The sequence below is a fragment of the Ruegeria sp. CDSA020 genome (genome assembly GCF_059612345.1).
In genome coordinates this window covers 199,687-211,742 of sequence record NZ_JBXWQK010000005.1, presented here as the reverse complement: position 1 = coordinate 211,742, position 12,056 = coordinate 199,687, and the positions used below count along the sequence as shown (strand labels likewise).

Genomic DNA, 12,056 nt, shown 5'->3' with positions numbered 1-12,056 from the left:
ACATTCGGGCGCGAGCAGCACGGGAAGGAGTCCTGTGGCAAAGGACCGATCACAGCGCGATGAATACACCACCCCGCTCCGCCGTCTGCTGCTGGGGATCGTGGTTCTGTGCCTTCTGGGCATCTTTCTGGTCTGGCGCATTGACAGCCCTCGCGTCGAACGGTTTCGGGCGCAGGTTGTCGACAACGTGGTGCCCTCGATGGATTGGGCGATGGTTCCGGTTACCGCTGCGGTCAATCTGGCACGGGATTTTCAGAGCTATCAACGCCTGAGCGAGCAGAACCAGGAATTGCGCAGCGAGTTGCGTCTGATGCGCGCCTGGAAAGAGGCCGCACTGCAACTTGAGCAGGAAAATGCACGGCTTCTGGATCTAAACAATGTGCGTCTCGATCCGCGCCTGACCTATATTACCGGGGTCGTCATGGCCGATAGCGGTTCTCCGTTCCGGCAGTCGGTTCTGTTGAACGTGGGCGAGCGTGACGGAATCATGGATGGATGGGCCACCATGGACGGGATTGGCGTTGTCGGTCGTATCTCGGGTGTTGGTCCAGATACCGCACGGGTGATCCTGATGACCGACGCATCCAGCGCGATACCTGCCACGATTCAACCGTCGGGGCAGACCGCTCTGATTGCCGGGGACAACACCGCCGCGCCTGTGGTTGAGTTTCTGGAGAACCGCGAACTGGTGCGCCCGGGCGACAGGGTTGTGACCTCGGGGGATGGCGGCGTTTTCCCTGGCGGCCTGCTGATCGGTCAGATTACCGCTGATCCGGGTGGCCGCCTGCGGGTGCGGCTGTCTGCAGATTTTGAACGGCTCAAATTTCTAAGAGTGCTGCGCTATCAGTCTGCGCCACTTATTCAGGACCCCGGAGGAATTGTCGGCCCACGCCAACCCGAAGCGGCACTGACACCGACGGAGACCGGCGATGGATAGTGCCGCGTCCAATCTGTGGCTCAAACGTGGCCTGTATCTGCTGTTGGCGCTGCTGGTCTTGTTCCTGCACCTGCTACCACTGGACACGCAACCGGATCGCTGGCCGTTTCCGGATTTCCTGATTGCGTTGACCTTTGCCTGGGTTCTGCGGCGCCCCGATTATGTGCCAACCCTGCTGGTCGCCCTGATCATGCTGGCAGCCGACCTTCTGTTTCAACGCCCCCCCGGCTTGCTGGCCGCGCTTGTTGTGTTGGGTACTGCCTATCTTCGGTCCGCAACTCCCGGGTTGCGCGACGCGGGCTTTTTGGGCGAATGGACCACCGTTGCCGTCGTGATCACAGCTGTTTTTTTCCTGAATCGCGTCATTCTTGCTATTCTGTCCGTGCAACAAGCGGCATTGGGGATGGTCGTGGTGCAAGTGGTTCTGACAATCGGGATCTACCCATTGATCGTTCTGCTCAGTCAGAACGGTTTTGGTGTGCGTCGTGTCGCACCTTCTGACCCTGGCCTGTCGGGAGGGCGGTAATGAAACAGCGCAAACCTAAGTCACAGGGCCTCGCCTATAAACGTTTGCCACGCCGTGCGCTGATCCTTGGAGGCCTGCAAGCCGCTTTTATCGGAGGTCTGGCCGCCCGGATGCGGTTTATGCAGGTAGATCAGGCTGACGAATACCGCCTGTTGGCCGAGGAAAACCGGATTAACATCCGCCTGATCCCGCCCACACGTGGTCGAATATACGATCGCAACGGGCAGATCATCGGGCAAAACTCTCCGTCCTACCGTATCGTCATGGTGCGCGAAGATGCGGGCGATGTTGAAGCCGTCATCTCCAAGCTTTCTGAACTGATCCCACTGACCGAGGATGAGGTCGAACGCGCCATGACCGAAATGCGCAGATCGGCCCCGTTCCTGCCGGTCACTCTGGCCGATCAAGTCACCTGGGAAGATATCTCGAAAGTTGCCGTCAACGCCCCCGCCCTGCCCGGTGTCACACCCGAGGTCGGGATGACCCGGCAATATCCCAGATATGAGGATTTCGCGCATATCGTCGGCTATGTCGGACCGGTCAGCGATTACGACCTCAGTCAGATAGAAGATCCGGAACCCGTTCTGCGCATTCCCCGTTTTCAGATCGGCAAGGTCGGGCTTGAGGCCAAACAGGAAATCAGTCTACGCGGCAAAGCAGGCGCCAAACGCGTCGAAGTGAACGCCACCGGCCGCGTGATGCGTGAACTTGACCGTCAAGAAGGTTTGGCCGGGGCCGATTTGCAACTGTCGGTCGATGCCGATCTTCAACAATACGCTCAGGCCCGTTTGGCTGGTGAAAGCGCCGCAGCAGTGGTGATCGATTGTGAGACCGGTGATATCCGCGCCATCAGTTCCGCACCCAGCTTTGATCCCAACCTTTTTGTGCGCGGAATCTCGGTTGCCGATTACCGGGCTCTGACACAAGACAACTATCGCCCGTTGGCCAACAAGACAGTACAGGGCACTTATCCACCTGGCTCGACCTTTAAGATGATCACCGCCATGGCCGCGCTTGAGGCTGGGGTCATCGGTCCTGGAAACACTGTTTACTGCCCCGGCCACTTGAAAGTCGGCAGTCGCCGGTTCCATTGTTGGAAACGCGGCGGGCATGGTACAGTTGATCTTGGTCTGTCTCTGAAACGCAGCTGCGATGTGTATTATTACGACGTTGCCCTGCGCACAGGCATCGACAATATCTCCGACATGGCTCGTATCTTTGGGCTGGGCGTGAAGCACGATATCCCGATGTCCGCAGTGGCTGCAGGGCTTGCCCCCAATCAGGCTTGGAAAGAGCGTGTCCACGGCGAAGAATGGCTGGTAGGTGACACTGCCAATGCCTCAATCGGTCAGGGCTTTATGCTGGCCTCACCGCTGCAACTAGCCGTCATGACAGCCCGGATTGCAACTGGGCGTGCGGTCTCGCCACGCCTTGTGCGTTCGGTCAATGGGGTCGAACAACCCTCGGGCGCCGGGGAACCGCTGGCGGTCAATCGGACTAATCTGGAATATGTCCGCAAGGCGATGTTCTCGGTCTCGAACGACCGGCGCGGGACGGCCTATCGCAGCCGCATCATTTCGGATGAGTTCCGCATGGCGGGCAAGACAGGCACCAGCCAGGTCCGCAATATCACCAAGGCAGAGCGTGCGGCTGGCGTTATCCGCAACGAAGACCTGCCGTGGGAACGCCGTGACCACGCGCTGTTCGTCAGCTTTGCCCCCTATGACAACCCGAAATACGCCGTAGCCGTCGTGGTGGAACATGGCGGCGGGGGGTCGAAGGCCGCGGCACCGGTTGCACGGGATATCATGCTGCAGGCGCTGTACAACGGTACGCCACCACTCGAAGCCTATCCGGCCGCCGATCGTGAGCGTATCAAGGAACAGCAAAAACAGCTGGAGGGCGACCGCCGCCCTAAAGCGCGTCCGCCCCAGAAGGACCGCGCATGAGCTATCTTGAATATGCCGTCAAATCCACGCCATCGGGGTTCCGCAAGTTCCTGTATATGAACTGGCCCCTCACCCTGCTGCTGATCAGCGTGGCCAGCGCAGGGTTCCTGATGCTGTACTCGGTGGCGGGCGGATCATGGACCCCTTGGGCCGAACCCCAGATGGAACGCTTTGGGTTGGGCCTAACCGCGATGTTCATTGTGGCACTGGTTCCGATCTGGTTCTGGCGAAACATGTCGGTTCTGGCTTATCTGGCCTCGATCGCTCTGCTTGTGGTGGTCGAGCTGTTCGGAACAGTTGGCATGGGCGCGCAACGCTGGATCGACCTGGGGTTCATGCGCCTGCAGCCATCAGAGGTGATGAAAGTAGCACTGGTGATGGTGCTTGCGGCCTATTACGACTGGCTCCCATCGCACAAAACGTCACGCCCCCTTTGGGTTCTGATCCCTGTCATCCTGATCCTGATCCCCACCTTCATGGTGTTGCGCCAGCCGGATCTCGGCACCTCGATCCTGCTGCTGGCGGCGGGGGGAGGCTTAATGTTTCTGGCCGGCGTTCACTGGGCCTATTTCGCTGCGGTTATCGCCGCGGGTGTCGGTCTGATCGCCACGGTCTTCAACAGCCGCGGAACCGAGTGGCAGTTGCTCAAGGATTACCAGTTCCGCCGCATCGACACCTTCCTTGATCCCTCCACCGATCCGCTGGGCGCGGGGTATCACATCACCCAATCCAAGATCGCGCTGGGGTCCGGAGGCTGGAACGGGCGCGGGTTCATGCAGGGCACACAATCGCGCCTGAACTTCCTGCCCGAGAAACACACAGATTTCATCTTTACAACGCTGGCCGAAGAATTCGGATTTGTCGGCGGCATCACCCTGCTGGTTCTCTATGGGCTGATCCTGATCTTTTGTCTGGTTACGGCCCTGACAACCAAGGACAGGTTTTCCTCTTTGGTCACGCTGGGTATCGCACTGAACTTCTTCCTATTCTTTGCCGTGAACATGTCGATGGTCATGGGCTTGGCCCCAGTCGTAGGAGTTCCCCTGCCGATGGTCAGCTATGGCGGTTCGGCCATGCTGGTTTTGATGGCAGCTTTCGGCATCGTCCAAAGTGCCCATATTCACCGCCCCCGCTGATCCGAAAGGCCCGTTATGACCGCAAACATCCTGTTCTCGGCACGCCCCGAACTATGGCCCGTGTATCAACCCTTGATGACACAGTACCTGACTAATGCCGGGGTCGCGTTTCAGCTAGGCACCACGTTTGAACCAGATCAGGTGGATTACGTCGTCTATGCGCCCAATAGCGGCTTACGGGATTTTGCACCTTACACCCGCCTCAAGGCCGTGCTCAGCCTATGGGCTGGGATCGAAAGCATCGTCGAGAATGACACTCTGACCGTGCCGCTGGCGCGAATGGTGGACCACGGGTTGACGCAGGGAATGACCGAATGGGTCGTCGGTCACGTGCTGCGCTATCATCTGGGTATGGACCGACACATCACGGTTCAGGATGGGGTTTGGGCCCCAGATCCACCACCGCTGGCCTCGGACAGAACCGTCTGCATCCTGGGCCTTGGCGCATTGGGAGAGGCCGCAGCCCGCGCGCTGTCGGCACTGAATTTCAACGTTACCGGCTGGAGCCGCTCGGCCAAGGCCATCCCCGGGGTCACCTGCTTTCACGGTGAGGATGGGTTGCGTGCGGCACTGACACAGGCCGAGATCGCGGTTTTATTGCTGCCCGATACGCCTGCCACGGAAAACACGCTGAACGCCGAAACCCTGTCCCTGATGCCCAAGGGTGCGCATATCATCAACCCGGGCCGAGGACCGCTTATCGACGATCAAGCCTTGCTGGCAGCTCTGGATACGGGCCAGATCGGTCACGCAACGCTGGATGTTTTCCGGGTCGAGCCGCTGCCTGCGAGCCACCCGTATTGGACGCATCCAAACGTCACGGTGACGCCTCACATTGCCTCTGAAACCCGCCCCGTTACATCGGCGCAGGTGATCTGCGAAAATATTCGCAGAGGTGAGGCGGGCGAGCCTTTCCTGCACCTCGTTGACCGCGAATTGGGATATTAGGCTGCGATAAGGCCGCGCCCCTTCAGCAGGGCCTCAACCCCCGGCAAACGACCGCGGAAGGCCAGATACAGGTCTTCGGCTTCGCGGGAACCGCCAGTGGAAAGGATATTTTCCTCCAGCGCTTTTGCGCGTTCGGAATCAAAGGCGCCCCCCGCCTCTTCGAACGCGGCAAAGGCGTCTGCATCCATGACCTCGGACCACATATAGCTGTAATAGCCAGCGCTATAGCCGTCACCGGCAAACACATGCGCAAAATGCGGCGTGGCATGGCGCATCCCGATTGCCGCGGGCATTCCCAGATCCGCCAGAACTTCTGCCTGTCTCGCCATCGGATCGTCGGGCACAGCGCCCTCATGAAAGGCCAGATCAACCAGCGCCGAGGCCACATATTCTACAGTCTGGAACCCCTGATCGAAATTGGCGGCCTTGAGCACTTTCTCTAGCATCTCCTGCGGCATCGGTGCGCCGGTTTCGGCATGGGTGGCGAATTCGGCCAGAACCTCAGGGACTTCAAGCCAGTGTTCGTATAGCTGGCTGGGCAGCTCGACAAAGTCGCGCGCAACGGAGGTGCCCGAGATGCTTTCATAGGTCACGTTCGACAGCATCTGGTGCAACGCATGGCCGAATTCATGGAACAAAGTCCGAGCGTCGTCATAAGACAGCAGCGCCGGATCACCCTTGGCGAAATTACAAACGTTGATCACGACCGGAGCCTGCACCTTGGGAAACTTTGCCTGCCCGCGCATCGCGCTGCACCAAGCGCCTGACCGTTTGGAGCCGCGTGCAAAGTAATCCCCAATGAACACCGCGATATGTTGCCCGTTCCGTGTCACTTCCCATGCCCGGCAGTCCGGATGGTACAGCGGTATGTCCAACTGCTTGAATTCCAGCCCGAACAAACGGTTCGCGCAAGCAAAAGAGGCCTCGATCATGCGATCCAACTGCAGGTACGGTTTCAGCGCAGCCTCATCCAGATCGTGTTCTGCCTTGCGTCGTTTCTCGGCGTAGTAACGCCAGTCCCACGCCTCCAAAGGCCCATTCACCCCATCATTCTGCATCATCTGCGTCAGGATTTCAGCATCAGCATTGGCACGCGTTTTGGCAGGCTCCCAAACCTGCATCAGCAGATCACGGACGCGGTCGGGCGTGCGGGCCATTTCGGTTTCCAGTTTGAAATCGGCAAAACTTTCATAGCCCAGCAGCTTTGCACGTTCCTGACGCAACTGCAGGATTTCGGCGGCAATTTCCCGGTTGTCAGTCTCGCCGCCATTTGCCCCCCGGGCAGTCCATGCGCGATAGGCTTTCTGGCGCAAATCCCGGCGCGGTGAAAACTGCAGAAACGGTACGATCAGTGACCGGGACAGGGTGACAACCGGTCCTTTTGCACCCTTTTCCTCACCCGCTGCCCGGGCAGAATTGACCACAAAACCAGGAAGCCCCTGTAGGTCATCTTCGGACAATTCCATGAACCAATCGCGCTCATCGGCAAGAAGGTTCTGGGTGAAGGACGTCCCCAGCGAGGCAAGCCGCGCTTTGATCTCTTGCATCCGCGTGTCTTCGTTTCCCTCAAGCGCCGCACCAGCGCGCACAAACCCGCGATGCGACAGCATCAGAACGCGTGCCTGCTCATCCGTCAGGCCCAGTTCATCCTTGCGCGCCCACAGATCGGCAACCCGCTGAAACAACGCCTTGTTGGACGAAATCCCCGAGAAATGCGCGGCCAGCTTGGGTGAAAATTCGCGCTGCAACTCCTCACGCAAGGGATTGCTGTCTGCGCCCGCGACCGTGAAGAATACCGACAGAACCTTGTCCATCATCTCTCCTGCAGCTTCCAGCGCTTCGACCGTGTTGGCAAAAGTCGGGGCCTCCGGGTTAGAGGCAATCGCGCCAATCTCAGCGTTATGGGCCTGCATGGCCGCGTCCAGGGCCGGGGCGAAATCCGTGTCGGATATCGTGTCGAACGGTGCAATTTCGAACGCGCTGGTCCAGGCGGACAGAATCGGGTTGGTCATTGAAGTCTCCTTTGTCCCCTACCTAAGAACGACCGCGCGTTCGATCCAGAGCAGAGGGGTTATCCTTTGCCACAAACGGGGCAATCTGCACGGCGAGGCAGTGTAATCTTGCGGCTTTCGCCATAGAGAGCGTCGTAAATCAGCATCTCACCCCTCAGTGCCAGACCCGCCCCGGTGATCACCTTGATCGCCTCAACAGCCATCATCGAACCGACGACGCCAGGCAAGGGGCCGATCACCCCAGCCTCGGCGCAGGACGGGGCCAGACCTGGAGCCGGAGCCTCGGGGAAAATGCACTGATAACAAGGCGCATCGTTGGCCGGGTCGAAAACGCTGAGCTGGCCTTCCCACTGCGACAGCGCACCCGAAATCAGCGGCTTGCCCAACGCGACCGCCGTGCGATTGGCCAAATAGCGCGTGTCGAAATTATCAGTTCCGTCCAGGATGACATCAAAATCGGAAAATAACTCGGTGGCGACCTCTTCGGTCAGTCGGCGGTGATAGGGCAGAACAACCACATTCGGGTTTTGCGCCAGCATGGCCTGCTGGGCCGAAAAAACCTTGGGCATACCGATATCCGCATCCAGGTGGATCACCTGACGCTGAAGATTGGCGTTCTCAACCTCATCATCATCAATCACCCCGATCGTGCCGACCCCGGCCGCAGCCAGATACTGCAAAGCGGGCGCCCCAAGCCCCCCAGCGCCGATCACAAGCACGCGGGCCTGCTTCATCTTTTTCTGCCCTGGCCCACCAATTTCGCGCAACACGATATGGCGGGCATAGCGGTCAAGCTCGGTCTCGGAGAATTTGTCTGAGGGCATGGCTGGCTCCTTGTTCGAGGCCGGCGCCGCGCGTTTTCGCAGCGCTTTCAGTCCCCTTCCATAGATCAGAACCAGAACCCCCGTACCAACCAAAATCAACCAGGTCGCAGCAGAACCACCCGTGGCCTGACGCAGGGGGTTGCCAAGGGGCAAAACCAGCTGTGCCGAGATTACCCCCAGCAACAACACCCCAACCGAAATCATCCGTGCATTGCGTGACACGCCAGCCAGATAGCCGAGCCCCCAAAGCGCTGCGGCGATGATCAGGACAAGTAACATCAGCCGCGCCCGGTCGAACCGAACCCGCCTGCACCGCGGTCAGTATCGCTGAGCGTATCCGTGGCCTCAAATGACGCCTGCACCACCGGGGCGACGACCAGTTGGGCGATACGTTCCCCATGTGTGATTTCAAAGCTCTCCTGCCCAGCGTTCAACAGGATCACCCCCAGAGGGCCGCGATAGTCGCTGTCGATCGTACCCGGCGTATTGGGCAGCGTGATCCCGTATTTCAGCGCAAGGCCCGAGCGGGGCCGGACCTGCACCTCATACCCATTTGGGATTTCAATCCGCAGTCCGGTGGGAACCAGAGCCCGCTGACCGGGCAGCAACGTGATCGGCGTCTTGTCCGGGAAGTTTGCACGCACATCCGCGCCTGCCGCTCCGGTGGTTTCATAAGATGGCAAGGGCACCGAAGGGTCGGCCCCGTCCTCACGGATCACACGAATTGCTACCATCGGATATCCTCTTGTCTAACCGGCCAACGCGTCGGAAATCTTGCGTGCCAGTTTTTCGGCCACTGCGTCTTTGCCCATGCGTGGCCATTCCTCGGCCCCATCGTCGGAAATCAGGATCACCGCGTTTTCGGCCCCTCCCATTATCCCGGTCGCAGGGCTGACATCATTGGCAACGATCCAGTCGCACTCTTTGCGCTCGCGTTTGGCGGTCGCATGTTCGATCACGTTGTCGGTTTCCGCAGCAAAGCCAACAACTAGCGCGGGGCGTCCATCGTCCAGCTTGGCGACCCGCTTCAGAATGTCCGGGTTTTCAGCAAAATCCAGTGCCGGAAGACCGTCGCGCGTCTTTTTCAGCTTGCGGTCCGACGCGCTGGCCACCCGCCAATCCGCCACGGCGGCGGCAAATACCCCGGCATCGACAGGCAATGCTGCATCCACCGCGTCTGACATCTGCTGGGCTGTTTCAACCCGCACAACCTCGACCCCATCGGGTGCGGGAACCTCAGCAGGTCCGGTCACAAACACAACCTCTGCACCCAACGCAGACAGAGCACGTGCAATCGCTGTGCCCTGCGCCCCGGATGAGCGGTTCGCGATATAGCGCACCGGGTCAATCGGCTCGTGCGTGGGACCCGAGGTCACAAGAATGCGTTTACCGCTGAGCGGTCCGCTGCCCAGCGATGCCTCAATCGCGGCGACGATCTCAAGCGGCTCCGACATGCGGCCCGGACCATATTCGCCACAGGCCATGTCGCCTTCGTTCGGCCCGACAAAACGAATGCCGTCCGCCTGCAGCTGTTTCAGATTGCGCTGCGTCGCCGGGTGATCCCACATGCGGACATTCATCGCAGGCGCACACAGAACCGGTGTGTCCGTCGCCATCAGCAGGGTCGAGGCCAGATCATTCGCCAACCCTCCCGCCATTTTGCCCATTAAATCCGCAGTCGCCGGAGCGACCACGACAAGATCCGCAGAGCGGGACAACTGGATATGCCCCATCTCGGCCTCATCGGTCAGATCGAACAGATCGCGATAGGCCTTCTCGCCGGCCAGCGCGGCAACAGATAGAGGTGTCACGAATTCTTCTGCTGCGCGGGTCAGGACCGGCGTAACGGCGGCGCCGCGTTCCTTCAGTCGCCGGATCAGATCCAGTGACTTATAGGCAGCAATACCGCCACCAATGATCAGCAGAATCCGTTTCGATGCCAGCATGTTGTGCCCTTCCCGTCTCGGTCGGCCCCGACATTAGGCAAGCGCGCCCGACAGTTCCAGCGGTTAATTCTGCGGTTGAAAGGCCAGGCAGGGGTCTTCTCGGTCCGCGGTCGGGCTGTCGATGACTGCATCATAGTCCCCTTGGATCGTACCGTCTTCAGACTGACCCAGGACATACACTTTAAGACCCGGACGCAGACGCGACAGGAATGTCGGAATACCGCGGTCCTTTCGTGCGTGGCCATTTCCGGTGATAACTGCAACCGGGCCACCAGTTTCGTCAACGGCACGCAATATGGCCCGTGCCAGCACCGCATCGCGCAACCTTTGGATCGCAACCAGCTGCGGCAGAGCGCTTTCCGGCAACGCATCGCAATGCGCCGCCATCTGGTCAGCCTCGCGCGCCGCCTGTTCCGCCTTTGACAGAGGTACGGTCAACCCAAATCGCGCTGCGTCAGCGCCTAGCGCAGTTGCAGCGCCACGTTCCATCGCTGTACGCGCTGCCTTACGCGGGACCATTGCGCCATAGACCGGCGCATCCGTGGCCTGAAAGATCGGGTAATACAGGCTGAGAGGGGGCCAGCCGGATTCCGCCCAACGCAGGATGCGTGACAGTTCTTCGGGATCGGACGCCGCTTTTTGCGCCAGGCGCTGCGCGCCTTCCTCGGTGACCATTTCCCAGACCACGGCGGAGGGGTCGATCAATGTAATCGCCTGTTCCTGAACCAGATGATGGCGGCGATTGTCATGGGTTTCGCCCAACAAAACAACGTCTGCCATTCGCATCGCGGCCGCGACATCGTCAGGGATCAGGTCATCGGCATGACCGGACCCAGCCATAACCATCAGCGTACACATCAGAATCGCAATCTGTTTCATGCGATGAAGTGTTGCACCTCGCGCGATTGAGCTTCAAGGTTCTTACGCATTTTTACAAAAGCCGCGGCTTCAAGCTGACGCACCCTCTCTTTCGACAGGCCCAGTTCCTGACCCAGGCTTTCCAGTGTGCGCACCGGTTCACGCAGCTTGCGTTCGCGCACGATGAAGCGCTCTCGGTCGTTGAGGGCTTGCATCGCCATCACCAACCATTCGCGCAACTGTTCGGTGTCGTGCTTGTTTTCAACGGTTTCAGCGGCCTGTTCCCGGTCATCCTCTAACGCGTCGATCCATTCGCGCCCGTCTTCATCCGTGGATTGCACAGCGTTCAACGAGAAATCCGACCCTGCCAGCCGGCCTTGCATCATCTCAACGTCGCGCAACGGAACACCGATCTCGGCTGCTATCATCTGGTGCAACTGGTGACGGTCCAGCGCCATCCCATCAGTGGCCGCTTCGCGTTCAAGCCGGGCCTGGACGCGACGCATGTTGAAAAACAGGGATTTCTGGGCAGAGGTGGACCCGGTCCGAACCATTGACCAGTTTCGCATTACATAGTCCTGGATACTCGCCTTGATCCACCAGACGGCGTAGGTCGAGAACCGAACCCCGCGATCCGGGTCAAATTTGTCAGCGGCCTTCATCAGACCCAATCCGGCCTCTTGGATCAGATCATTCATCGGCGCGCCGTAACGTTTGAACTTGGCCGCCATCGAAATTGCCAACCGCATATAGGCCGTGATCAACCGGTGAAGCGCCTTTTCATCACGCTGGTCACGCCAGGCATAGGCCAGCTTCAACTCGGTTTCTGCATCCAGTAACTCGGCCTTCATCGCCCTGCGCGACATCGAGAAATCGTTTGCGCTGTCCAGTGCCATGGAAATCTCCCTTTTTCGCTGGCG

11 protein-coding genes are annotated in these 12,056 nt (G+C 59.5%); 5 read left to right on the top strand and 6 right to left on the bottom strand.

Annotated features, from left to right (window positions below; translation table 11 throughout):
• The first annotated feature begins 34 nt into the window (after positions 1 to 34).
• From mreC to AC2FJW_RS10545, 5 genes are read left to right on the top strand one after another with little or no spacing between them, the layout of a single operon-like run.
• Positions 35 to 937: a rod shape-determining protein MreC gene (mreC, locus tag AC2FJW_RS10565; protein WP_281972515.1), complete on the top strand. Its 903-nt coding sequence runs from the start codon at positions 35 to 37 to the stop codon at positions 935 to 937.
• Positions 930 to 1,463 carry a rod shape-determining protein MreD gene (locus tag AC2FJW_RS10560; RefSeq protein WP_496750033.1) on the top strand — a complete coding sequence of 178 codons (534 nt, stop codon included), beginning with the start codon at positions 930 to 932 and terminating at the stop codon, positions 1,461 to 1,463. Before mreC ends, AC2FJW_RS10560 begins: the two co-directional genes overlap by 8 nt.
• The gene (gene mrdA / locus AC2FJW_RS10555) at positions 1,463 to 3,412 is read left to right on the top strand and encodes a penicillin-binding protein 2 (protein WP_142635593.1); all 1,950 of its coding nucleotides are present in this window, start codon (positions 1,463 to 1,465) and stop codon (positions 3,410 to 3,412) included. Before AC2FJW_RS10560 ends, mrdA begins: the two co-directional genes overlap by 1 nt.
• Complete coding sequence (gene rodA / locus AC2FJW_RS10550) at positions 3,409 to 4,548, top strand: rod shape-determining protein RodA (RefSeq protein WP_281995378.1); 1,140 nt, start codon at positions 3,409 to 3,411, stop codon at positions 4,546 to 4,548. The genes mrdA and rodA overlap by 4 nt, the downstream gene beginning before the upstream one ends.
• 15 nt (positions 4,549 to 4,563) lie before the next feature.
• On the top strand, positions 4,564 to 5,496 hold the full coding sequence (locus AC2FJW_RS10545) for a 2-hydroxyacid dehydrogenase (protein ID WP_496750032.1): 933 nt from the start codon (positions 4,564 to 4,566) through the stop codon (positions 5,494 to 5,496).
• On the opposite strand, the gene AC2FJW_RS10540 is transcribed toward AC2FJW_RS10545, so the two are convergent.
• The 6 genes from AC2FJW_RS10540 to AC2FJW_RS10515 all read right to left on the bottom strand — a co-directional run bounded on the left by AC2FJW_RS10540 (position 5,493) and on the right by AC2FJW_RS10515 (position 12,032).
• Positions 5,493 to 7,508, bottom strand: coding sequence for a M3 family metallopeptidase (locus tag AC2FJW_RS10540; protein WP_496750031.1), 2,016 nt, complete (start codon positions 7,506 to 7,508; stop codon positions 5,493 to 5,495). The genes AC2FJW_RS10545 and AC2FJW_RS10540 overlap by 4 nt on opposite strands.
• A 59-nt stretch (positions 7,509 to 7,567) precedes the next feature.
• Positions 7,568 to 8,611 carry a HesA/MoeB/ThiF family protein gene (locus AC2FJW_RS10535; RefSeq protein WP_271948361.1) on the bottom strand — a complete coding sequence of 348 codons (1,044 nt, stop codon included), beginning with the start codon at positions 8,609 to 8,611 and terminating at the stop codon, positions 7,568 to 7,570.
• Entirely contained in the window at positions 8,611 to 9,066 is a 456-nt protein-coding gene (gene dut, locus AC2FJW_RS10530) for a dUTP diphosphatase (RefSeq protein ID WP_496750030.1), read from the bottom strand. The genes AC2FJW_RS10535 and dut overlap by 1 nt, the downstream gene beginning before the upstream one ends.
• Positions 9,067 to 9,081: 15 nt before the next feature.
• Complete coding sequence (coaBC, locus tag AC2FJW_RS10525) at positions 9,082 to 10,278, bottom strand: bifunctional phosphopantothenoylcysteine decarboxylase/phosphopantothenate--cysteine ligase CoaBC (RefSeq protein WP_496696376.1); 1,197 nt, start codon at positions 10,276 to 10,278, stop codon at positions 9,082 to 9,084.
• A gap of 63 nt (positions 10,279 to 10,341) precedes the next feature.
• Positions 10,342 to 11,157, bottom strand: coding sequence for a ChaN family lipoprotein (locus AC2FJW_RS10520; protein ID WP_496750029.1), 816 nt, complete (start codon positions 11,155 to 11,157; stop codon positions 10,342 to 10,344).
• Complete coding sequence (locus AC2FJW_RS10515) at positions 11,154 to 12,032, bottom strand: RNA polymerase factor sigma-32 (protein ID WP_142635576.1); 879 nt, start codon at positions 12,030 to 12,032, stop codon at positions 11,154 to 11,156. The genes AC2FJW_RS10520 and AC2FJW_RS10515 overlap by 4 nt, the downstream gene beginning before the upstream one ends.
• Between the last annotated feature and the right edge of the window lie 24 nt (positions 12,033 to 12,056).

Excerpts from the sequence above, each read along its gene's own strand:
- AC2FJW_RS10515 (WP_142635576.1), bottom strand. The coding sequence starts at position 12,032 with ATGGCACTGGACAGCGCAAACGATTTCTCGATGTCGCGCAGGGCGATG.
- AC2FJW_RS10520 (WP_496750029.1), bottom strand. The coding sequence starts at position 11,157 with ATGAAACAGATTGCGATTCTGATGTGTACGCTGATGGTTATGGCTGGG.
- AC2FJW_RS10535 (WP_271948361.1), bottom strand. The coding sequence starts at position 8,611 with ATGTTACTTGTCCTGATCATCGCCGCAGCGCTTTGGGGGCTCGGCTAT.
- coaBC (WP_496696376.1), bottom strand. The coding sequence starts at position 10,278 with ATGCTGGCATCGAAACGGATTCTGCTGATCATTGGTGGCGGTATTGCT.
- AC2FJW_RS10560 (WP_496750033.1), top strand. The coding sequence starts at position 930 with ATGGATAGTGCCGCGTCCAATCTGTGGCTCAAACGTGGCCTGTATCTG.
- rodA (WP_281995378.1), top strand. The coding sequence starts at position 3,409 with ATGAGCTATCTTGAATATGCCGTCAAATCCACGCCATCGGGGTTCCGC.
- AC2FJW_RS10540 (WP_496750031.1), bottom strand. The coding sequence starts at position 7,508 with ATGACCAACCCGATTCTGTCCGCCTGGACCAGCGCGTTCGAAATTGCA.
- AC2FJW_RS10545 (WP_496750032.1), top strand. The coding sequence starts at position 4,564 with ATGACCGCAAACATCCTGTTCTCGGCACGCCCCGAACTATGGCCCGTG.
- dut (WP_496750030.1), bottom strand. The coding sequence starts at position 9,066 with ATGGTAGCAATTCGTGTGATCCGTGAGGACGGGGCCGACCCTTCGGTG.
- mrdA (WP_142635593.1), top strand. The coding sequence starts at position 1,463 with ATGAAACAGCGCAAACCTAAGTCACAGGGCCTCGCCTATAAACGTTTG.